20 protein-coding genes and 1 pseudogene are annotated in these 21,961 nt (G+C 68.2%); 7 read left to right on the top strand and 14 right to left on the bottom strand.

Annotated elements, in window-relative coordinates:
- Positions 1-157 precede the first annotated feature (157 nt).
- Entirely contained in the window at positions 158-814 is a 657-nt protein-coding gene (locus tag E3O54_RS05940) for a TrkA family potassium uptake protein (protein WP_134342282.1), read from the bottom strand.
- Positions 815-848: 34 nt separating this feature from the next.
- The gene (locus E3O54_RS05935; protein ID WP_241976768.1) at positions 849-2,216 is read right to left on the bottom strand and encodes a TrkH family potassium uptake protein; all 1,368 of its coding nucleotides are present in this window, start codon (positions 2,214-2,216) and stop codon (positions 849-851) included.
- Positions 2,217-2,371: 155 nt separating this feature from the next.
- Here E3O54_RS05935 and E3O54_RS05930 point away from each other — a divergent pair, with 155 nt between their 5' ends.
- Positions 2,372-2,905 (top strand): hypothetical protein, encoded by a 534-nt coding sequence (locus tag E3O54_RS05930; RefSeq protein WP_134401156.1) that lies wholly within the window; start codon positions 2,372-2,374, stop codon positions 2,903-2,905.
- 36 nt (positions 2,906-2,941) lie between these two features.
- Here E3O54_RS05930 and E3O54_RS05925 read toward each other — a convergent pair whose 3' ends face one another.
- From E3O54_RS05925 to E3O54_RS05915, 3 genes are read right to left on the bottom strand one after another with little or no spacing between them, the layout of a single operon-like run.
- Complete coding sequence (locus tag E3O54_RS05925; protein WP_134342281.1) at positions 2,942-3,910, bottom strand: permease prefix domain 1-containing protein; 969 nt, start codon at positions 3,908-3,910, stop codon at positions 2,942-2,944.
- Positions 3,907-4,242, bottom strand: a complete 336-nt coding sequence (locus E3O54_RS05920; protein WP_134373967.1) for a PadR family transcriptional regulator — start codon at positions 4,240-4,242, stop codon at positions 3,907-3,909. Before E3O54_RS05920 ends, E3O54_RS05925 begins: the two co-directional genes overlap by 4 nt.
- A 19-nt stretch (positions 4,243-4,261) precedes the next feature.
- A complete protein-coding gene (locus E3O54_RS05915; RefSeq protein WP_174720193.1) occupies positions 4,262-4,705 on the bottom strand; it encodes a DUF6326 family protein in 444 nt (147 codons plus the stop codon).
- A gap of 117 nt (positions 4,706-4,822) precedes the next feature.
- Here E3O54_RS05915 and E3O54_RS05910 point away from each other — a divergent pair, with 117 nt between their 5' ends.
- On the top strand, positions 4,823-5,818 hold the full coding sequence (locus E3O54_RS05910; protein ID WP_104099224.1) for an NAD(P)-dependent alcohol dehydrogenase: 996 nt from the start codon (positions 4,823-4,825) through the stop codon (positions 5,816-5,818).
- Between the two features lie 216 nt (positions 5,819-6,034).
- Here the strand turns inward: E3O54_RS05910 and E3O54_RS05905 are convergent, their stop codons facing one another.
- From E3O54_RS05905 to E3O54_RS05880, 6 genes and pseudogenes are all read right to left on the bottom strand, one after another.
- The gene (locus E3O54_RS05905; protein WP_104099225.1) at positions 6,035-6,838 is read right to left on the bottom strand and encodes a GNAT family N-acetyltransferase; all 804 of its coding nucleotides are present in this window, start codon (positions 6,836-6,838) and stop codon (positions 6,035-6,037) included.
- Positions 6,839-7,028: 190 nt separating this feature from the next.
- Positions 7,029-8,402, bottom strand: coding sequence for an FAD-binding oxidoreductase (locus tag E3O54_RS05900; RefSeq protein WP_134401155.1), 1,374 nt, complete (start codon positions 8,400-8,402; stop codon positions 7,029-7,031).
- A gap of 228 nt (positions 8,403-8,630) precedes the next feature.
- Positions 8,631-9,908 (bottom strand): saccharopine dehydrogenase family protein, encoded by a 1,278-nt coding sequence (locus E3O54_RS05895; RefSeq protein ID WP_134373961.1) that lies wholly within the window; start codon positions 9,906-9,908, stop codon positions 8,631-8,633.
- A gap of 158 nt (positions 9,909-10,066) precedes the next feature.
- Positions 10,067-10,780, bottom strand: coding sequence for a phosphatase PAP2 family protein (locus E3O54_RS05890; protein WP_233191097.1), 714 nt, complete (start codon positions 10,778-10,780; stop codon positions 10,067-10,069).
- A gap of 266 nt (positions 10,781-11,046) precedes the next feature.
- Positions 11,047-12,324, bottom strand: a complete 1,278-nt coding sequence (locus tag E3O54_RS05885) for a multidrug effflux MFS transporter (RefSeq protein WP_241976767.1) — start codon at positions 12,322-12,324, stop codon at positions 11,047-11,049.
- Positions 12,325-12,547: 223 nt separating this feature from the next.
- A pseudogene (locus tag E3O54_RS05880) lies at positions 12,548-12,981 on the bottom strand (family 1 glycosylhydrolase); the annotation flags it as partial.
- Between the two features lie 573 nt (positions 12,982-13,554).
- Between E3O54_RS05880 and E3O54_RS05875 the strand changes: the two are divergent.
- Positions 13,555-14,376, top strand: coding sequence for a thioredoxin domain-containing protein (locus tag E3O54_RS05875; RefSeq protein ID WP_134401154.1), 822 nt, complete (start codon positions 13,555-13,557; stop codon positions 14,374-14,376).
- A gap of 139 nt (positions 14,377-14,515) precedes the next feature.
- The gene (locus E3O54_RS05870) at positions 14,516-14,842 is read left to right on the top strand and encodes a CHY zinc finger protein (RefSeq protein WP_134342265.1); all 327 of its coding nucleotides are present in this window, start codon (positions 14,516-14,518) and stop codon (positions 14,840-14,842) included.
- Between the two features lie 432 nt (positions 14,843-15,274).
- Here the strand turns inward: E3O54_RS05870 and E3O54_RS05865 are convergent, their stop codons facing one another.
- On the bottom strand, positions 15,275-16,114 hold the full coding sequence (locus tag E3O54_RS05865; RefSeq protein WP_241976766.1) for a M23 family metallopeptidase: 840 nt from the start codon (positions 16,112-16,114) through the stop codon (positions 15,275-15,277).
- A 513-nt stretch (positions 16,115-16,627) separates the two neighbouring features.
- The gene (locus E3O54_RS05860; RefSeq protein ID WP_241976770.1) at positions 16,628-17,023 is read right to left on the bottom strand and encodes a metalloregulator ArsR/SmtB family transcription factor; all 396 of its coding nucleotides are present in this window, start codon (positions 17,021-17,023) and stop codon (positions 16,628-16,630) included.
- Positions 17,024-17,203: 180 nt separating this feature from the next.
- On the opposite strand from E3O54_RS05860, the gene arsB reads away from it, so the two are divergent.
- The 3 genes from arsB to E3O54_RS05845 are packed head-to-tail and all read left to right on the top strand — an operon-like array spanning position 17,204 to position 19,554.
- Entirely contained in the window at positions 17,204-18,400 is a 1,197-nt protein-coding gene (arsB, locus tag E3O54_RS05855) for an ACR3 family arsenite efflux transporter (RefSeq protein WP_134401153.1), read from the top strand.
- A gap of 56 nt (positions 18,401-18,456) precedes the next feature.
- Complete coding sequence (locus E3O54_RS05850) at positions 18,457-18,867, top strand: arsenate reductase ArsC (RefSeq protein WP_104099282.1); 411 nt, start codon at positions 18,457-18,459, stop codon at positions 18,865-18,867.
- A gap of 12 nt (positions 18,868-18,879) precedes the next feature.
- On the top strand, positions 18,880-19,554 hold the full coding sequence (locus E3O54_RS05845; RefSeq protein WP_134401152.1) for a three-helix bundle dimerization domain-containing protein: 675 nt from the start codon (positions 18,880-18,882) through the stop codon (positions 19,552-19,554).
- 151 nt (positions 19,555-19,705) lie between these two features.
- Here E3O54_RS05845 and E3O54_RS05840 read toward each other — a convergent pair whose 3' ends face one another.
- Entirely contained in the window at positions 19,706-21,832 is a 2,127-nt protein-coding gene (locus E3O54_RS05840) for a hypothetical protein (RefSeq protein WP_134401151.1), read from the bottom strand.
- Between the last annotated feature and the right edge of the window lie 129 nt (positions 21,833-21,961).

Genomic DNA, 21,961 nt, shown 5'->3' with positions numbered 1-21,961 from the left:
CCAGCCGCACCCAGCCGCACGCAGCCCGGCCCAGCCGCACCCAGCCGCGCCGCGCCGCACGCAGCCCGGCCCAGCCGCACCGCGCCGCACCCAACCCAACCCAACCCAGCCCCGCCGCACCCAGCTCCTCGCCGACCGGGAAGGCCGACGGCATCCGCTACCTGAGGCGGCTGAAGGACTCCACCTTGCGCACGTCGCCGGCGATCAGAATGACGTCGTCGGCCTCCAACGTCGTGTCAAGGGTCGTGTAGCTCCAGCCCTTGCCGGGGCGGTTGAATGCCGTGACGGTGACCCCGTGGATGGTGCGCACGCTCGATTTTCCGAGCGGCACGCCGATGATCTCCTGCGGCGGGTTCGTCTTCACGAGGGCGAAGTTCTCGTCGATCTCGATGTAGTCCTGCATCACCCCGCGCACGAGGTGGGCCACCCTTTTGCCCATGTCCTTCTCGGGGTAGATGACGTGCTTGACGCCGATCTGGCGCAGGATCTCACCGTGTGGGTCGCTGACCGCCTTGGCCCAGATATTCGGGATGCCCAGCTTGAGCAACAGGCTCGCGGTGAGGATGTTCGCCTGGATATCGCCGCCGATCGCGACGACCGCGCTGCTGAAGTCCGGCACCGAGAGTTGGCGGAGCGTCTCCTCTTTGGTCGAGTCGGCGCGCACGACGTGGGTGAGCAGGCCGTTGTGCGCCTGCACGATCTCCTCGTCTCCGTCGATGCCGAGCACCTCGCTGCCGCTGGCCATCAGCTCGAGTGCAAGGGCGCTGCCGAACCGACCCAGGCCGATCACGACGATCGCATCCTCTTCGGCCATACGCGCAGGCTGCTGGTGCCCGAACAGGGAAAATTTAGCCAATGATGGGCCTCTCTTTCGGTAATTCATACCCGGTGGGGCGGTCCCGCAGGGCGAGCGCCGAGGCGAAGGCGATGGGACCCAGACGACCGATGAACATGAGCAGCATCAGGATGATATGACCGGCCGGGGGCAGACCCGCGGTGATCCCGGTGGAGAGCCCCACCGTGCCGAACGCGGAGATCGCTTCGAACAGAAGGGCATCGAGGCCGATATCGGTGATCAGCATCAGGGCGACCGTGGAGACCGTGATCACCGCAACCGCCAGGAGCACGATGGTGATCGCCTGACGGTGCACGGCCCGGGAGAGGCGCTTGCCGAAGACGTTCACGGCCACCTCGCCACGGATTTCGGTCAGCAGGATGAAGAACAGCACAGCGAAGGTGGTGATCTTGATGCCGCCGGCGGTGCCGGCCGGGCCTCCGCCGATCAGCATGAGCACGTCCATGCCGAGCAGGCTCGCGGAATCCATCGCCCCGATGTCGAGGCTGTTGAACCCGGCTGTGCGCGTCTGCACCGATTGGAAGAATCCCACCAGGAGTTTGCTCGGCCAGTCCAGCGGTCCGAGCGTGCCCGGGTTGTTCCACTCCACGCTGGTGATGTAGACAGTGCCCGCGACCAGAAGTGTGATCGTTCCGGCCAGCACGATGCGGGTGTTCATCGACCACTTCAGCGGGTTCCGGAGGTGCTTGCGCAGCTGCATGATCACCGGGAAGCCCAGGCCGCCGAGGATCACGGCGGCGGCGATGGGCAGGCAGATGAATGGGTCCGTCGCATAGGAGATGAGGTTGTCGCTGAACAGGGCGAAGCCCGCGTTGTTGAACGAGGACACGGAGTGGAACACGCCGAGCCAGATGGCCCGGCCCGGCGCTTCGCCGTACCCGATCCAAAACCGCAGGCTCAGCAGCACCGCCACGATGGACTCCACGATCAGGGAGATGCGCACGACGCCGAGAACCAGCCCGCGGACATCCTCGAGCCCGAAGCTCTTAACCTCGGCGGCCGCCGTCATGCGGGACCGAAGGGACATCTTGCGGATCACGGCGAGCCCGATGACCGAGGCGAACGTCATGATCCCGAAGCCGCCGACCTGGATCAGGGCCAGGATGATGACCTGGCCGAACGGCGTCCAGAACGTCGCGGTATCGACGACGGTCAGCCCGGTCACGCAAACGGCCGACGTGGCCGTGAAAGCCGCGATCAGGAGCGGGGTGCCGCCGGGGCCGGGGGTCGCGATCGGGATCATCAGCAGCACCGTGCCGATCAGGATGGCGGCGGCGAATCCGGCGACCACGACTTGCGCCGGATGCAGCCGGGCGCGCGGCACGCGCGGACCGCTTCTTCGGAGAGACAAGGATGGCACCCGCTCACTATACGGTTCACGGGCATCCGTCGTCTGTTCCGGTTTCGACACGGCACCCCCCCCTATCGGTGACTGCCGCACTCACGCAAAATCCGAGATAATCTGTGTACACCGGCGAGGGGGAACCAAGGGTGAGATTCAACGGGGGTGTGCGTATGCACACGCACGCATTGCGGCCCCACGGCCGGTTGCTGGTACAGTCGGGGCTTTCCGTCCTGGCCCTTGTCGCACCCATCTCCGCCGTGCTCTTCTGGCTCAGCATCCCCAACGGCACCTGGCGTCCGGTTGCCATCGCCCAGGTTGTGCTCCTGAGCATCTGCGGCCTTGCCTATCTCGCCTACACTCGCACCATCATCCGTGTCGATGCCGAGGGCATCTCGGAGCGCGGCTTCATGGGCCTGGTCAAGGACTTCTCCTCGGACGAGATCGGCAGCGTCGTGCTGCTCGACCTCTACCGGAGCGGGGCGCTCGACACGCAGCCGCAGCTCTTCGTCACCGGCACCGACGGCCGACTGCTGGTGCGCATGCGCGGGCAGTACTACTCGCGCGGCGCCATGGACACGGTGGTCGATCAGCTCGGCGTACCCATGGTGCGGGTGCCCGAACCGATGACCCTGCAGGACCTGAACCGGGTGCGCCCCGAACTGCTCTACTGGTTCGAGCGACGCTTCACCCGGCGCGGGGAGTAGCGCGGCATCCGCTCTTCGCGCTCTGCAAATCACGGCTCAGCGAGTGCGCCGCTTCCGGGTCGCGCGCACGATTGCGTCAATGGAGTCCAGGGCGGAGAACAGCAGCACGACGACCACCACGATGGCCGTGACGACCCCGACGCCCTGCGGCCAGCCGACGGCATCGAAATAGTCCGGGTTGAGCAGCCGGCCGCTCGCCGTGAGCCAGACCGCTGGAACGACGAAGAGAACGTCCAGCACGATGGTCGCCATCGCATTCGACACCGACCATCCCGTGTAATACGCGAACAGGTGAAAACTGATGCTGACAGCGGCATAGAAAAGTGCGATATAGAACGCCCCGGATGTCCACAATTCCGTCGCAATCGGACCGATGAGTGCGCTGTCCCGCCCCTCGACCGCACCCACCGTCTGCAGCCAGATCAGCACGCTGGCGATGATCACGAGAAAGCTGATTCCGCCGACGAGCTCCGTGAAATAGCCGCGCTTGTCCAGGACCTCGGGTAGGGATGCCGGATCCCAGACCACTGTGCGCCTTGACCGCATCGCCGATGTGCGCTCGATGATCGCGAAGATCACCGTCGTGAAGAACGCGATCGACATGGCCGTCTCGATTGCGCCGGTGACGGCGACGCCCACCGTTTCACCAGCCGACGAGCCGGCGACAAAAGTGACGATGCCGCTGAACAGAAACCAGATCGGCACCACGGTCGAGAGCAGCACCGTGAGCACGCGCACGTAGTCGAAGTAGAGATCCGGTCCCACGAGGTAGGTGGGCTTCTCCGAGTACCGGGCGGCCAGCCGGCGCGGTGCGCCCAGCTCGGCGAGCACGGTGTGTTCGGCGGCCACGGCATCCGTTCCCGCCTCCAGGCGATCCTCGATTGCGTCGGCGATCAGGGTGCGCAGTTCGGCTTCAATGTCAGCACGCTGCCGCGCAGGCAGGCCGCGCAGCGCTTCGGTGACGAAGCGGTCGGTGAGGGTGGACGGGGTGAACGGGGTGGTCATGATGTCTCCGTGAGGGATCGGAAGGCCATGTTCAATTCGTTCCAGTCGGTGGTGAGGGTGGCGGCGAGACCCACCCCCTCCTCACTCGTGACGTAGAACTTGCGCGGTCGGGACTCGTCGGTGTTCCACTCGCTCGTGAGGAGACCCTGCTTCTCCAGGCGCCGCAGCAGAGGGTACAGGGTGTTGGCATCCACCGCGAACCCCTGGGATTCGAGGGCCGTAAGCAGGGCGTAGCCGTAGTTGGGCTGCGTTAGCAGCACCAGGCAGGCGAGCACGATGGTGCCGCGCCGCAACTCCTGCCGGTGGGTGGCGAGTTCTTCTTCGTTGAGCACTTGTACACATTAGTGTGCGTCACACACCCGCAAGGGCCCGGTCGTGCGCCGCCCGCTCCCTGGAGCGTCTCCAGGATGCCGCGAGGACGACAATGGCCAGCAGCAGCGTGATCTCGATCGCGGAGAAGAACAGGTAGACCGGCGTGGGCGGTGTGCCGAGGAACAGCGTGGAGACCTGAACCGCGGCCATAACAGATGCGGCGCCCACATTGATCCAGCGGTTCAGTCCGTGCCGCACCACGCGAGCGAGAAGAACCATCGCGATGGGGATCTGCATCAGCACCCCGGCCGCGACCAGCTTGCCGGGTGTGAAGGGCCCGCCGCCGAGGGTGCCGGTCTCGAGGTCGACGAGGTGTGCCGGGTCGTAGAGCCCGAGCACGTCGCAGTAGAGGTAGTTGAACAGCAGAACGATCCAGAGCGTGGAGAGCAGCACGGGCCGCGGGAGTGGAGTGAGCAGCATCATGGGATCGGATCCTTTCCGAGGGTTGGTGTGTGGGGATTTGGTGTTGTCGGGTTTCGGTTTTGTAAGTCGCACTGTACTGTGTATCACACACTATAGTGTTACACCAGAAAGGGTGCCATGAAAGCGATCATCCAGCGGGCCTACGGCGGGCCCGAGACCCTCGAGTACACCGATGTCCCCATGCCGGTGCCCCGTGCCGACGAAGTGCTGATCCGCGTCCACGCGGCATCCGTGAATGCGGCCGACTGGCTGCTGATGCACGGCGAGCCCTATCTCGTGCGGCTCGCGTTCGGTTTGCGGGCACCCCGCATCGCGGTCCGGGGACGAGATGCCGCGGGAGTGGTCGTGGCCGTCGGCAGCGCCGTGCGACGCGTCGCCGTGAATGATGAGGTCTACGCGGAGGTCAATGCGGGCAGCTTCGCGGAATTCACGGTGGCGACCGAGAAGGTGGTTGCCCGCAAGCCTGCCACGCTCACCTTCGAGCAGGCGGCGACGGTGCCAATCGCCGCGACCACGGCGCTGCAGGGACTCCGGGATGCCGCGAACCTGCAGCCGCGCGATCGGATTCTGGTCAACGGCGCATCCGGCGGGGTCGGATCGTTCGCCGTGCAGCTTGCGAAAGCCTTCGGGGCTGAGGTGACGGCCGTCTGCAGCACTCGGAACGCCGAGCTGGCCCGCGGCCTGGGCGCCGACCACGTGATCGACTACACCTCCGAGGATTTCACGGCCAAGGGTCGGCAGTACGAGGTGATTTTCGATCTCATCGGCAATCGCTCCCTGTCCGACTGCCGCCGCGCGCTCACCCCACGCGGAACGCTGGTGCTGTCCTCCGCTGCAGGCGGTCGTCTGCTCGGCCCGATCGGGCGCATCCTCGCCGCATCGGCCCTGGGAGTCTTTTCGCGCCAGAGCCTCCGCCCGCTCGTGGCGTCGGCCAGCGCCACCGATCTCGATGTGATTCGCGAGCTGATCGACTCGGACAAGGTCGCTCCCCGGATCGAGACGACCTACCCACTGAGCCGGACCGCCGACGCCCTGCACCACTTCGGCGAGGAACACACCCGAGGCAAGATCGCCATCTCGATCTGGGACGGAGTGACGGCTGGCCCGGGGTGACGGCTGGCGCGGAGTGCGCCGCCTCGTCTGGCCCGGAGTGACGGCTGGCGCGGAGTGCGCCGCCTTGTCTGGCGCGGGGGCTGCGCTCCCGAACCAATTCGACGGAGATTTTGGCCGAAACGGATGTTTTGGGTCGGAAAACCGGGTTTACGGGCAAAATCTCCGTCGAATTCGCACGGCGCGCAGGGCGGGCAGGGCGGGCAGGGCCGACGAGGCTCAGTCGGGGGCCGGCCGGCGATCGGGGACATCCGGTGTGAAGATGTAATCGTTGTTCTCAGTGAGCTCGGGGCGCATCCCGCGAGACAGGTTGTTCTGGAACAGTGTCCGGGACTCGTCCCGGCGCCGGACGGCCTCGGCCGGGTCGTCGGCGCGCAGCCGCTCGAAGTCCACGTCAAGAGACAGCGAGTCGCTGCCCGACCAGACTGGGGGGAGTTCGCCGGCCAGTGCCCGGAGGGTGCGCGGAGAATCGAGTCGCCACCGCACCTCGAACCGGTCACTCCGGTCGCTGCCGGTGATGACGTCGTCGAGCCGGCCGTAGAAATCCGGCAGGAAGCGCACCACCTCGGCGCCCAGCTTGACCAGGTTGAAGTGCGCGTTGCGGCGGATCAGCGGGTCGAAAGTCCAGCGCATGTCTGCGACGCCGTGCTGCAGACAGAGTGCCCGCTGGAACAGTTTGAGCGCGTAGCCGACCCCACTGCCGCGCTGCCACGGCACGACCGCTGCCATGTGCGAGTGCAGGTGGATGCCGTCGGTCCAGCCGAGGAAGCCGAGCGTCGCGCCGACCGGTTTGCCGGCCTTGGTCGCCACCATCACGGTGTTGCCGGCGAAGTCGAGCGCCAGGAGCATCGACCTGTCGGGGCTGTGGCCCACGCCCCAGGTGCGCTCGAACAGGCCGATCACCGCGGCCAGGTCGCGGGGTTCAGCCTGCCGCACGGTCACCCCGGCAGCCTCGGCGGCTGCATCCGCGGCGGCCTCCGCCTGCCGCACGGCTTGCTGCGAAACCCCCGGCTCAACGCTCATGCGTCGAGTAGACCACACCAGGCCCGGTCCCCGGCAGCCGACCACCGTGCTAATTCGACGGAGATTTTGCCCGGAAGACAGGTTTTCGGCCCCAAACCAGCTGTTATCGGCAAAATCTCCGTCGAATTGGTTCACGCACCGGGCACGCACCGGGCCGCACCGGGACAGCCGCGCGGCACGAGCGCCCGCGCTAGTGTCCTCGACCCGAGACCACGTCCGCGACCGACGCGATCGGCGATGTCGTCCGCCGCCGGGTCAGCTCGGCATGGTCGGCCAGGGAGTAGGCGCGGTAGAGCGCGTGCACGGCGAGCCAGCGCAGCGGCTCCGGCTCCCAGTTACGCACCCGGTGGTTCACCCACGGCAGCCGGGTGCGGCCTGTGTCGTTGCCGAGGATCAGGTCGGTCAGCGTGCGCCCGGCGAGGTTCGTCGTCGCCACCCCGGTGCCCACATAGCCACCGGCCCAGGCCAGCCCGGTCGCCGGGTCCAGCCCCACGGTCGCCGCCCAGTCGCGCGGCACGCCGAGCACCCCCGACCAGGCGTGGTCGATCTGCGCGCCAGCCGTCACTGGGAAGAACCGGGTCAGGATGCCTCGCAGCGCCTCCACCGTGCTCGCCGGAGTCCGCCCGTCGGAATCCGTCTGCGACCCGAACCGGTACGGCACGCCCCTACCGCCGATCGCGATGCGGTCGTCAATGGTGCGCTGCGCGTACATATAGGCGTGCGCCATGTCACCGAGGGTCTCCCGGCCCGCCCAGCCGATGCTCTGCCAGACGTCCGAGCTGAGCGGCGCGGTCGCGATCAGCGACGAGTTCATCGGCAGCCACGCCCGGTGCAGTCCCTTCAGGCCCGCCGTGAACCCCTCCGTCGCGCGCACCACGAACTCCGCCTCCACGGCGCCGCGGTCGGTGATCGCCCGGTGCGGCGTGATCTCGCTGACCCGGGTATTCTCGAAGATCTCCACGCCGAGGCCCTCCACCACCCGGGCAAGCCCGGCCGCGAGTTTGGCGGGGTTGATGCGCGCGCAGTGCGGGTGCCACATCGCCCCGGTGGCACCGGCCACGTCGATACGGGCGCGCGCAGCCGCCGGGGAGAGGAGTTCGACATCCGTCATGTCCCAGGCCTGCTCCGACCGAGCGGATGCCTCCAGCCTTCGTTGCTGCGGCTGGTCGTAGGCCACGGTGAACTCGCCGCCCTTGACGATGTCGGCGTCGACGCCCTCGGCCTCGGCGACCCGAATCACCTCGTCCACGGTCTCGTTCATGCCGGTCTGGAACCGGGCCGCCGCGTCCCGGCCGTGCGACTTCACGTACTGCTCGCGGCCGCCGGTGACCGAGTTGGTCAGCCAGCCGCCGTTCCGCCCTGACGCTCCGTAGCCGGCGAAGCGCTGCTCCACAATCACGATCCGAAGCGCCGGGGCCGCCTTCTTCAGGTAATAGGCCGTCCACAGCCCGGTATAGCCGGCACCCACGATGCACACATCGGCCGTCGTCGGCCCGGGCAGCGGGTCGCGGTTGGCCGGCCGGCCGAGCTGGTTCCACCAGAAGGAGACATCACCATTGATCATTCCCGCACCGCTTTCGTTCCGACGGATGTTTCGCGCTCAGTCACAGCATCATCTCGCATCCGGCTCGATCGGGCGGCAATCCCGATCCCCCCTGCCGGGATTCGCGTCGCGAGGATGGTACGCCGTTGCGCGGATGGCACGCCACGCGCGTAGCGGCGCACCACCCGCGCCGCGGCCGCAGCTATGCGCTCGGGCATCCGCCTGGCACGTCGGAAGGTCGAGTGCGTCTCAGGACGCCAGCCGGTCCTCCATCCCCCAGGGCTGGCCGTAGCCGCCCTCGGTCTCGGGCGCGCTCATCAGGTCGAGGAACACCTTCGCATCGAAGGCCTCCGGGCCGAGCACGCCGATGCCGGTCCAGGTGCCAGCGGCCAGCAGTTCCAGGGCGATCACCGGGTTCAGGGCGGTCTGCCAAACCACGCACTGGGTGTCGTATTCGCGCATCGTCCACTCGTTTTCGGCGACGTGGTAGAGGTAGACCTCGCGCGGCAGGCCGCCCGGACCCGTGCCGGTGACCCACACTCCCGCGCAGGTTTTGCCGGTCATCCGCGGGCCGATCGTGGCCGGGTCAGGCAGGCAGGCGGCCACCACATCGCGTGGGGCGACCAGCGCCGGGCCGGACGCGCTGCGCACCCGCACCGGGTCGACCCGGTCGAGGCCGAGCAGGTGCAGGGTCTTCAACACGCCGATGAATTCCTCACCGAGGCCGTACTTGAAGGTGACCCGATTCGCGTCGAGCCACCGCGGCATCAGCACCACCTCCTCGTGCTCCACGTTCACGCATTCGACCCGGCCGATGCCCTCCGGAAAGTCGAACATCTCCGGTTCACTGAACGGCTCGGTGGTGAACCAGCCGCGGTCCTTCTCGAAGATCAACGGCGGGTTCAGGCACTCCTCGATCGTGGTCCAGATGCTGAATGATGGCGCGAAGATCTCGTTACCGGCGTCGTCGTGCACGACCAGGTTGGCACCGTCGCGCGTGCCGAGCTCCTCGATCTGCCGAAACAGGTGGTCCGAGGCGTAGCGGGCGAAGACATCCGAGAGCCCCGGCTCGACGCCCATGCCCACCAGGGCAAGGCGGCCGGCGGTCTCCCAGTCGGCGGCCTGCGCGAACTGGTCGTCGCCGAGCATGACCCCGGTCTGGAGGTAGGGGTCCGTGGGGTGCGGTTCGGACAGGCTCACGGCCATGTCGAGGTAGTCACAGCCGGCAGCGAGCGCCCCGGCGAACACCGTGGGCACGAACTTCGGCTCGACCGCGTTCATCACGTGGGTGGCGCCGTGCCTGAGCGCAACGGCGGCGACCATGTCCGGGTCGCCGGCGTCGATCTGCTCGGCGGAGAACCGGGCTGCCGCCGCGTGCCCGTGCTTCAGGCCGATTGCGACGATGGTGCGTTCCGCCCGGGCCAGGTCGTAGTCGCACACGATGACGTGCTCGAAGAACGTGCGCCTGGCGATGATCTTCGCGAACGCGTCTCCTACGCCGCCCGCCCCGACAAGGAGGATTCTCATGCGTCGACGCTACCCCGGGGCATCCGTTACCGATGCGGCTGCCGATGCGGCTGCCGACGCGCCCATGCGCACGCGCGTCCGTGCGCCCGTGCGCTCCGCCCGAACCAATTCGACGGAGATTTTGCCGAAAACGCGCGATTTTGCCCCGATTAAGGGCTCTACGCGGAATTTCTCCGTCGAATTCGCAAGGGCGACGGATGCTGCGCCGCCAACTCGCGCTCTCCCTGGAGCTTCGCGGCGACCGGGGCCCAGAGCAGCACGGCGACGGACGCACCGAGCAGCAGCCCGCCGATCGTATCCGTGAGCCAGTGTGCGCCCAGATAGGTGCGGCTGACCATCATCAGAACCGTGTAGAGGGTGCCGGCCAGCCAAACCCAGACGCGCGGGAAGAGGATGCCGAGACAAACCGCCATGGTCGCCGCATTGGCGACATGGCCGGACGGAAAGGATCCGAAATCTGACATGACCAGCATGTCTTCCGGCCTATCCCGACCGAACAGTGATTTGAGTACCTGCACCAGTCCCGAGCTCACGATCGTGGCAACCACGAAGTAGCCGGCCGCCCACGGCCGTTTTAGCAGCAGCAGCGCCACCAGAATCAGCACCGGGATCACGATCACGCCGGCGATTCCGGCACCGAGGTAGTTCATCGTGAGCGAGAGATACTCCCAGACGGGCGCCCGGTGCTCGAGGATCTCATCCATCCACTCGGCGTCGATCTCCAGCGGGCGGCCGTTGCCGCGCAGCACGATCAGGGCGCCGAGCCCCACGGCCAGCAACAGCGCTGCGGACCCGCTGACCAGAGGCCACCGGCGGGCGATGCGTCGGGTGGCGGAGGTGGCTGCGGTCTCGGGGGCGCGCTCGCTCATCATCTGTCCATGCTAGATCGGTGCGGGCGTGCGGCTTCCCGCCCTGGCCATTTGCCGCGCATCTCCGGGGGCTTACTCAGGAGATCTGCGAAGCCGGTGGCGACGGATGCCGGAATCACGCGGCATCCGTCGTCACCTCGGCCACACCATCGGAAATCTCCTGAGTTAGCCACCGGCGGCAACTGACGCCTAAGGACTGACGACTGACGACTGACCACTGACCACTGACCGGAGGCTGAAGGATGCCGTTACCCGGCGCCCATCTGGCCTCAGTGCTCCAGCGCGGGCACCGACCGGGGGCGCACGATGAGCCACAGAGCGAAGATCGACACGATGGCGGTGACGCCCATCACGGCGCCCATAGGAACCGCTGTCCCGACGCCGAGCACGCCGACGATCGGGGAGATCAGTCCGGCGACGCCGAAGTTCGCGGCGCCGAGCAGCGACGCGGCGGTTCCGGCCTCATGCGCGTGCGCGTTCAGGGCGATGACCTGCACGCTGGGGAGGGTGAAACCGCAAGCCGCGATGAAGAACCACAGCGGCACCAGGGTGCCCCAGAGTCCCGCGCCGGCGAGGTCGAGCAGCACGATGGCCGCGGCCGTGATCAGGAGCACCACGGTAGACACCGAGATGATCCACTGCGGGCCGATGTTGAAGCGGTGCATGAGTCGGGAGCTGAGCTGCACACCCATCACGATGCCGAGCGAGTTGACGGCGAAGAGCACGCCGTACTGCTGCGGGCTGAAATCGTAGACCTGCTGGAACAGGAACGACGACGCCGAGAGGTAGGAGAAAAGACCCGTAAAGGTCATCGCCCCGATGATCGCGACGCCGACGAAGATCCGGTCGCTGAGCACCGCACGGTAGCGCTGACCGAGGGAACTGTGCCCCTTGGTGTGGCGCTCAGCATCCGGCAGAGTCTCGACGATCCAGAACGCGACGGCCAGGATCACGACCGCACCGTAGGCGGCGAGCACCCAGAAGATGCCGCGCCAGCTCATCACCAGCAGCAGCTGCGAGCCGATGACCGGGGCCAGCACGGGGGCCAGGCCGCTGATCAGCGCGAGGCGGGAAAGCATCTTCACGAGCGGCTTGCCGCCGAACAGGTCGCGCACCATCGCCAGGGCGACGACCGCGCCGGCCGCGGCGCCGAAGCCCTGCAGCAGACGGAAGACCCCGAGCCAGACGATGTCCTGGGAGAGGGCGGCGCCGACACTCGCCAGAATGTGGAAGCCGGTCGCGAGCATCAGCGGCAGGCGACGCCCGACCTTGTCACTCCACGGGCCGACCACAAGCTGGCCGAACCCGAACCCGATCATGGTGCCGGTGAGGGTCAGCTGGATGGCGGCCGCCGATACGCCGAACTCACGCTCCAGGGTCGGGAACGCCGGCAGGTACAGGTCGATCGTGAACGGGCCGAGCGCCGTGAGGGCGCCGAGCACGATGATGTAGACGAGGCGCTGGCCGCGGGAGAGGGCGTCCCCGGGATGCTTCGCGGCCGACCTCAGGTCGGCAGCGGTAATGACGGTGATGGCGGCGGTGCTCACGAAAGTGTTGATCCTCGGTATCGATGGGGCTCTGCGTGCTGGTCTGATTTCGTTAGCGGCACCGCATCACGGGCGTCAGCACCAGCAGCGGAACACGGAACCGCCCTCACTGACAAGGCAACCACACCGGCACCTATTCCCCCATTCACAGAACGCCGCGGAAGTTGCAGAAATCCGCCCGATCGTGCACCGGTCCACTGCCGGAAGCTGGGACCTACTCCGGGCCCTCGTCCTCGAGCGCCTGCGGCAGGTCCCGGTGATACAGAGTCGCGATCGGGCGGATGCCCCGGGCCGGCAGCCCGTCGACGAGACGCCCAGAGAACGCCAGCCCCTTCTCGTTCGCCGGACCGCGGCCGGTCGGCTGGATGCGGGACCACGCAATCGAGGACCGGTAGGCGTGCAGACCGAGCGACACCATCAGATCGAGGTCTTCGTCGAGGCAGTGGCAGTGGCAGTGGCAGTGGTCGGAGGCTACGTCGCCGGTGTCGCCGTTCAGATCCTTGCCGGGGGTGCGGCTGAGGGTGTCCCAGATCGACGGGCCGCGGCCGTCCTCGTTGAAGGCACCCTCGATCTGGCTGCTCGCGGTGGCAAACCGAAAAGGAACCCCTCGGGGAAAACGAGTCCGGGGTCGCGGTAGTCAGCATTTCCACTGGTCATCAGGGTGAGTGTCGCCGTTCCGAAAACGGATGCCGCGGTGCCGGCGCCCGGCCGCCGAGCTCGGAACGGTGTCGGCGAACCGTTGTGCACCGTGAGGGGGTCCGCCCGGCCGCCGGACTCGACCGGTCGGGGACCGTGACGGTCTCGGCCGGACCGTCCACCGGGTTCGCGACCTCGATCGCACGCACAGCCGGGCCGCCCGGGAAAACAGGGGTCAGCGTGTCAGCCAGGTCACCCGCGTACTCGGGGTGGCCGGCCACGGGAACCGGGCGCAGCGGTGTGGCTAACTCAGGAGAATCGACGGATGCCGCGATCCGGGCCCCCGATTCCCGCGGCGCCCAGCCGCCGGCATCCGTTTTCTCCTGAATTAGCCCCAACCACCGCGGATCGACCGCGCGGGCGACGACTCGGTTCTCCGCACGGCGCTCACAGCCCCCTCACAGCCCCGCTGCACCTCCCCCGGAGACGGACCCTCTAACCTTGGAGCTACCTGCCAGTCGCAACGAAACGGTGCATTAGTTCATGAGCAATGTCTACGGCAAACCTGTCCCCCCCAAGAAGGATCGCCGCGAGATGGCGCGTGAAAGCGCCCGCCAGCTCCGCGAGGAGCAGCAGAAAAAGGAGAAGCGCAACCGCTGGCTTCTGCGCGGCGGCATCAGCGCCGGCCTGATCGCGGCTGCCGTGGTCGTGGCCCTCGTCGTGGTCGGCAGCCAGGGACCTGCGGCGCCGGGCCCGCTCAACATGGCCAGCGACGGCGTGCTGCTCGGCGGCGACGGCACCAACATCGTCCCGGTCGAGACCGTCTCCGTGGCCGCCGACGAGGACCCCATCGCAACCGACCCGACAACCCTCGGCGACACCGCCAACATCGTGGTCTACGCGGACTATCTCTGCCCCTTCTGCGGCCAGTTCGAAACCACGAACGGCGAGCAGATCGCCGGCTGGGTCGCCGCGGGCACCGCCACCCTCGAGCTGCACCCGATCTCGATCCTCGATCCGGTTTCGGCCGGTAGCAAGTACCCGACCCGGGCCGCGGCCGCCGTCGCGTGCGTCGCCAACCATGAGCCCGAGAACGTGCTCGCCCTGAACGCGGCCCTGTTCGCGAACCAGCCGGCGGAGAACACCGAGGGCCTGACCGACGAAGACCTGGTCAGCCTGGCCACGAGTTCGGGCGTCACCGACGAGAAGGTCGCCACCTGCATCACGGAGAACACCTTCGCCGCCTGGGTCGGCACCGCCACTAAACGCGCCCTCGACGGCCCTCTTCCCAACGCCGACATCGAGCAGGTCAAGGGCACGCCCACCGTGCTCGTCAACGGCGTCTCCTACCCCGGCACCCTCGACGACCCGGCCGCCTTCGAGGCCTTCGTCACAGCGCAGGCCACCGCCGAGTAGCGCCTGGGGTTCGGGGCACCGCGAGGTGCCCCAGCCTCACTCCCGACGCCCCGGCCTCACCCCCGACGCCCCGGCCTCACCCCCGGCGCCGCCCCGCCCCCACGTGCAGTCGCGATCGTCTCTCGCACGAAGGACCACCATGCAGATCCACGGACAGACCGTCGACGCCCAGACCCGCTGCGTGCACTACCGTTCCGCGCTCGACGTCGTGGCGATCAGATTCTTCTGCTGCGGGCGCTTCTACCCGTGCTACCAGTGCCACTCCGCCGGTGAGACCCATGTCGCCCGGCTCTGGCCGGCCGACCTCTGGGCCGAGCACGCCATCCTCTGCGGAGTCTGCCGCGGCACACTCTCGATCGCCGACTACCGGGCAACCACCGCGTGCCCTGCGTGCGGCGCCGCCTTCAACGACGGATGCCGCGCTCACGCCCATCTCTACTTCGACCTCCCGGCAACGCCGGCCTGAGTCGCTGCCGCACGAGCCCACAACCCACGGCAACCCCCACCATCGCAACCGCCACCGCCACCGCTACCGCCACCCACTTCGGCACCCAGGATCCCGGGTGGGAACCAATTCGACGGAGATTTTGCTGCCCGTAGGCCGGTTTCGACGATTTCGGGGGTGAATCGGCAAAATCTCCGTCGAATTCGTTCGGGGCAAATGCTGCGGGCCAAGCAGGACAATGCCGCAGAACTGAACCGGCGAGGCGGCCTGAGCCGGGCACTTGCCGGCCTGAGCCGGGCACTTGCCGGCTTGAGCCGGGCACTGGCCGGCCTGAGCCAGGCCTTCCACCCCCGCACGGGCTCCAGCCGGCACGCAGCGACCCCCGCGCAGACCGCGCGAACCGCGCAACCGGCGCAACCCGAGCATTCCGAGGAACTTGCGCGCCCCTCGCGACTACATCGGGCCGGCGCGCTCCGACAGCCAGGCGTACGGATCCGTCGGGGTGATCCCGTCGATCAGGATCTCGAAATGCAGGTGCGGGCCGGTGCTCTCGCCGGTGCTGCCCACGTTGCCCAGGTGCGTGCCCACGCCCACGGACTGTCCCGCGGAGACCTGCAGCGAGCCGGCCTGGAAGTGCGCATAGACGCTGCTGACGAGCTGTCCATCGACGGTGTGGTCGACGATCGCGTAGACGCCGAAGCCGCCGTTGTCCGTGGCGGAGACTTCACGCACGACGCCGTCCGCAACCGCCTGGGCAGGTGCACCCTCGCCGGGAAGCATATCGAGCCCCTTATGGAACGTCGAGCAGCCCCCGCAGGGTGCATCGCGCGCACCATAGGGATCGGAGAGGCGAACCGAGCCCGGGAAGGGCCACTGCACGGCTGCACCAGCGGCGGCCGGAGCGGCCGCATCGTCGGCACTCGGAACCGCAGCAGGGGCGGCAGGTATGGGTTCGGGCTTCGGCGCATCAGTGACCGTGAAACCGTCGCGCTGCACGGTGGCGGTGGCCGCCGCACTCGGCATCAGGCTCTGTAGCGACGCTTCGGCGGCGGAGGCATCAGGGGCGGCGGCGGCACGCGCGGCGGGATCGGACTCGGCGGCACGCGCTGAGCCATCCGCGAAGGCCCGCACCGAATCTTCCACGGCGGCCGGCGGCAGCCAGCCGTAGACATCGAGTTCCGAGGCCTGTGCGGGAATGCCGAGGACCACCGTGAGCAGTCCGGCGAAAAGCATCGCGAATCCGCCGGCGGCGGCCTGACGCGGGATCAGGGTGAATCTGGTGAGCCTGGGCAACCTGTTGAGCCTAGGCGTCTGCATAGGCACCTTCCGCCGAAACGCGGCGGGCAGGGAACAGGAGAAAAATGGGCATGGTGAGAGCTCTCGTCGGCGCGGTTACGCGGTTCGGGTGTGTGGGGCCGGAACCTCACTCAGACGGAGAATGCGCTCACAGCGCAGAGCAATCCCACGGGGAACGACGCTCCCTCGGAGGAAGTGTCCAAGTGCGCCGCACGACGTGGGGCTTCGCGCACAAGCGTTGAGGATATCTCGGTATCCTGATAAAGCAATGGGCTTGCGCAGTTCGGTCACGGATGTTCCGGCCGGCGGCCCAGGATCGACGCCACGCGCGATCGCCCGAAAGCTCAACCATTGAGCCTAGCCCGCACGCGCAGCACCGCAAACTCAGCACAGCAACCTCGGAGCCGCAAACTCTGCTCCGCAACCGCAGAGCAGCACCCGCAGAGCCACAAACGCAGAGCCACAAACGCACAGCAGCACCCGCAGAGCTACAAACGCAGAGCCGCAAATTCAGAGCCCGAGCACCCGATCCGCCAGCGTGCCGAGCGCGCCCGGCACGAGCCGGTAGTACGCCCAGGTGCCACGCTTGTCGCGGGTCAGGATACCGGCATCCACCAGCACTTTGAGGTGGTGTGACACGGTGGGCTGACTGAGCCCGAGGGGTTCGGTGAGGTCGCAGACGCAGGCCTCCATATCGTCGTGCGCGGCCACCAGCGAGACCAGACGCAATCGGGCCGGGTCGGCCACGGCCTTCAGCAACCGGGCGAGCCGCTCCGCCTCATCGGCGCCGATCGCTTCGCGCGCGGCAGGGGCGCAGCAGGCAGCGGCCGCGCCAGCGGCATCCGTCGTGCCATCTGCGACATCCGAAGCAACCGCGACATCCGAAGCAACCGCGCCATCCGTCACGAGATCCACGGCGACCGCAGCGGTCGACGCCTCAGGCACGGCACGGGTCTCGGTGAACGACATCTGAACAGTATCTCCCATAAATTGACATCCATCGATGCATTGGGGAAGACTCCCTATCGACACCTCTGATTTTATGTCCCACCCGCCGATTTTTGTCTTACCTGCTCACGGAGCCACATGCCCTTCCCCGAATCGACCTCCTCCCGCCCCACCGCCCCGCCCAACGTGCAGCCGGCTGCCGCGCAAAACGCCATCGCCCCGGCGCGGCTCGGGGCCGTCGACCGTCTCCTGCCGGTCTGGATCCTCGCGGCAATGGCCCTGGGCCTGCTACTGGCGGTCGTCGCACCCGGCGTCGGCGACCTGCTCGCTGCGTTCACGATCGGCTCGGTCAGCGTGCCCATCGCGATCGGGCTGCTCGTGATGATGTACCCGGTGCTGGCCAAGGTTCGCTACACGGATGCCCGCGCAGTCGCCCGCGACCGCCGCCTCCTGGTCTCCTCGCTGGTGCTGAACTGGCTGCTGGGGCCCGCCCTGATGTTCGCCCTTGCCTGGATCTTCCTGCCGGACCTGCCCGAATACCGCACCGGCCTCATTATCGTGGGCCTTGCCCGCTGCATCGCCATGGTGCTGATCTGGAACGATCTGGCCTGCGGCGACCGCGAGGCCGCCGCCTTCCTGGTGGCCCTCAACTCCGTCTTCCAGGTCATCGCGTTCGCCGCGCTGGGCTGGTTCTACCTCCAGGTGCTCCCCGCCTGGCTCGGCCTGTCTACCACGAGCGCGGAGTTCTCGATCTGGGCGATCACCGTCAGCGTGCTCGTCTTCCTCGGCATTCCCCTGCTAGCCGGCTACCTGTCCCGCCGGGTCGGCGAGGCCACCCGCGGCCGCGACTGGTACGAGAGCCGGTTCCTGCCGAAAATCAGCCCGTTCGCCCTCTACGGGCTGCTGTTCACGATCGCGCTGCTCTTCGCCCTGCAGGGCCGCCAGGTGATCGACCGCCCGTTCGACGTGGCCCTGATCGCCCTGCCGCTGCTGGTCTACTTCGCTGTCATGTTCGCCGCCGGATTCGCCACCGGCAAGCTCACCGGGCTCTCCTACGAGCGCACCACGACCTTGGCGTTCACCGCCGCGGGCAACAACTTCGAGCTGGCGATCGCGGTGGCCATCGGCACCTTCGGCGCCACCAGCGGCCAGGCCCTGGCGGGCATCGTGGGCCCCTTGATCGAGGTGCCGGCGCTCGTCGCCCTCGTCTATGTGGCGCTGTGGCTGCGGCCGCGGCTGTTCTCAGGGGCCGCGGCGCCGGCATCCGTCGCAGCCGACACCGACGTCACCGCCGTCACCGACGTCACCGCCGACCCGCTTCCCGACCGGGTCTGATCTCTGTACACCGCCCCGCCGTCCACCCCCCGAAAATCAAGAAGGAACCACCGATCATGACCGCTAAGCCCACCGTTCTCTTCGTCTGTGTGCACAACGCGGGCCGCTCTCAGATGGCCGCCGGCTACATGACCGCCCTGTCCGAGGGCCGTGTCGAGGTGCTCTCTGCCGGCTCCGCGCCCAAGGACCAGATCAACCCCGTCGCGATCGAGGCCATGGCCGAGGAAGGCATCGACATCGCCAACAATGTGCCGAAGGTCCTCACCACCGAGGCCGTGAAGGAGTCGGACGTCGTCATCACCATGGGCTGCGGCGACACCTGCCCGATCTTCCCCGGCAAGCGCTACGAGGACTGGGAACTCGCCGACCCGGCCGGCCAGGGCATCGAGTCCGTGCGTCCGATCCGCGACGAGATCAAGGCCCGCATCCAGGGCCTGCTCGCCGAAATCCTCCCCGCCCAGGTCTAGGTCCGACCCGCCATGAGCGATCTGAGCGCGCGTCGGTCACTGCCCGGACTGGCCTTCCCCGAGGAGTCGTTGCGACGGCTGGCCGCGCACCTCACCGACCGGTTCTCGGGCGTGTTCGGCGCCGAAACGATCGAACGGTACGTGCTCGAGTCGTACACGTCGCTCCTGCGCACGTCGACGGTCACGGCGTTCCTCGTGACCAACACGGGGCGCTACGCCGCCGACCGCCTGACCGCTCTGGCCCAGGCAAAGGGCGCGATCGCGAAGGACGTCCCCGAGGTCCTGTTCGTCTGCGAGCAGAACGCGGGGCGGTCCCAGATGGCGGCGGTGCTGACCCAGGCCCTGTCTGGCGGTCGGGTGCACGTGCGTTCGGCCGGTTCAGCGCCGGCAAAGGGACTGAACCCCACGGTGATGGCGGTGATGACCGAACTCGGCCTCAACCTGGACGAAGAGTTCCCGAAACCGCTGACGGATGACGTCGTGCAGGCCGCCGACGTCGTCGTCACCATGGGCTGCGGCGACGCCTGCCCGGTCTATCCGGGCAAGCTCTACCAGGACTGGGAGCTGGCCGACCCGGCCGGTCAGCCGACCCCAGAGGTGCGTCGCATCCGGGACCAGATCCGGCATCAGGTCGAGGCCATGCTCACGACCCTCGGTGTCGACCCCGAGCCACTGCCGCTCCCCTAGCCCCTGCCCCTGCCCCTGCCACCCCACCACCGCCACCGCCGAGAGTCGCCGTTTCTGCCGACAGTCGCCCCTGCAACGGGGACTCTCGGCATCAACGGCGACTCTCGTCGCGCGGGCACGGGCGCGCAGGCAAGCCCGAGGGCGCCGGCCCCTACTTGCGCACCAGCTTCGCCACCGTGAACCCGCCGGCGGCGACCGTCACGGTTCCCTTCTTCGGCGCCTTCTTGTCGACGGATGCGACGAGCTGGCCGGTCGCATCGAACGCCTCCTGCGCCAGCCGGTAGCCACGTGGCACGCCGACCGTGCGCACGCTGGTCTCGGTCGCCGCGCTGACGTACACCGTGGACTCCCCCGCCGAACCGGTCACCGTGATCGTCGAGATCAGCGGCTGGATCAGCAGCGCGTCAACGGATGCCGCCCCGTCGGCCATGCCGACGACCGCGGTGTCCGCCCCCGGCAGAGCCAGCTCGAGCGTGAGCGGGAACAGGCGTCCGGGGGCATCCGTGATGCCCTGAGCACCCGCGCCGCCGTTGCTCGTGCTGCCCAGCATCGACGTCGCCGACGCCCAGGTTGTGGCCCCGGAGTCCGCCTCGGCCTGATTCACGATCGGGAAGACATTGCGAGCCTGGTCGGCAGCGGGAACCGGGATGCTCAGCGAGTCGCCCGCGCCCAGCGCCACGTAGGCGCCGCCGGAGAGGTTGGCCTCGCCGGTCCAGGACGACGGCGGCGTGACCACTGACCCGCCGCCCGTGATGGTGCCGGACTCGGCCTCGACGACACTGAGCCCGACGGTGGAGACGGTTTCGTCGATGCCGAGGGCCTTGACCTTCAGCGACGGATTCGCGTCCAGGGTGAGCATGGTCATCAGGGTGTGGATGGTGGATTCGGCACCCGAATTGGGGTTGATCCGGCCGTCGGTTTCGATGCCGTCGATGGCCGTACCGGTTGCCGGGTTGTAGGCCGGAGCGCCGTTCGGGTTGGCGCCGAAGAACCAGGCGGCGGTCACTGCGGCGAGGTCGAGCAGCCCCGGGGCGTTCGCGGCCGCGGCGGTGGTGACGAGCCCCTGCACGCGAGAGTCGACGCCGTAGGCGATCTGCGCCTCACCCGGGGTGGGGCTCCAGGCGTTGTCCGGTCCGCCGGCGGCCAACAGCTGAGGGGTGAAGCGGGCAGCATCCTGCACGGCGGCGCCGAGCAAGTCCGTGCGTCCGAGCGCCGTGGACGCGGTGGCGATGGCAGCCGGGGCCAGTCCGCCCCAGGCGTGCCACAGGGTCTGCGACTTGTTCCACGGCATGATCGCGCCGAACGGCCACTCGGTGGCGGAGCCGGAGGACATCCCGGCGACCCCCTCGGTGAGCCGGGTCAGCGCGGTGCGGGCGGTGTCGTCGTCCGGGACGGCTGTGACGTAGGCGGCGAGGCCGAGCGCGGCCTCGGCGGAGGCATCCGCCCCGCCCGCGATGAGCCAGGCCGGCACGTTGACGCCGTCGGCCACATCGAAGGTGCCGTACTTGCCGAGCGACTGGCGCTCGAGGGAGTCGAGCGACAGGCGCAGGCGGTCCTGCAGGAACGCGGCAAACTCGGGGTCGGCATCCTGGAAGGCGGCGAAGCCCTCGCCGAGGGCCCAGACGGTGCGGGCCACCCAGTAGGACTCGGCCGAGTCGCTCGGGTCGGGCAGTTCCACCGGGCTGGCGCTGGGGGTGAGGGTGCCGTCGGGCTGCTGCCAGAGCACGACGTTTCCGGCGTTCGGACCGGTCGTGGTCTGCAGGTAGGTGAGGGAGCGCAGCGTCTGCACGGCGTGCTCGCGGCTGGTCTCGTCACCGGTCTGCTGCCAGTGGCGTAAGTAGACGACCGCGGTGCGGGCGATGTCGTCGGCGTTGTACGCGCCCTGGCTCCAGTGCCCGGTCGAGGGGTCGAGCGACCCGCCGCCGACCCTGCCGTAACTGCCGTCGGCCTGCTTATCGGCGTAGGTCCACGGCGCCTGGGCGGTGGGCTGCGCGTCGATTTCGTAGGTGGTGTGCCCCTCCACCGTGGCCAGCGGCACGGTGTCGAGCAGGAACGTGAGGTGGGACAGGTTGGTCAGCGGCGCAGACGCCGCGGCGGCGGGCCGGGTGGCGACGACTCCGGCCGGTGCACCGGATGCGCCGGCTGCACCGGATGGCGGTGCCGCGGCGGCCGCGGCGGTGCCGGCTCCGAGCAGGAGCAGCGAGACCGCGGCGGTGAGGGCCACGGCTTTCAGAGATCGCGGGCGGGGGGACTGTGAGCGAACAGCGTTGTACGTCATTTCTTCTCTCCTGGTTCAGCCTGAACCGGTTTGGTACAGCTAACTAAACCGGTTAAGGCGACGCGAGTCAAGAGAAGTGGCGCATTGCGTCCCCCATTCGGGGTGGAGGGTCCCCGCATCGTCGAGAGT

Origin of the sequence: Cryobacterium sp. TMT2-4, from assembly GCF_004402575.1 — a bacterium.
GTDB classification, from domain to species: Bacteria; Actinomycetota; Actinomycetes; order Actinomycetales; family Microbacteriaceae; genus Cryobacterium; species Cryobacterium sandaracinum.
The sequence above is the reverse complement of the archived record's forward strand: the minus strand, read 5'-3'. Positions and strand labels throughout refer to the sequence as shown.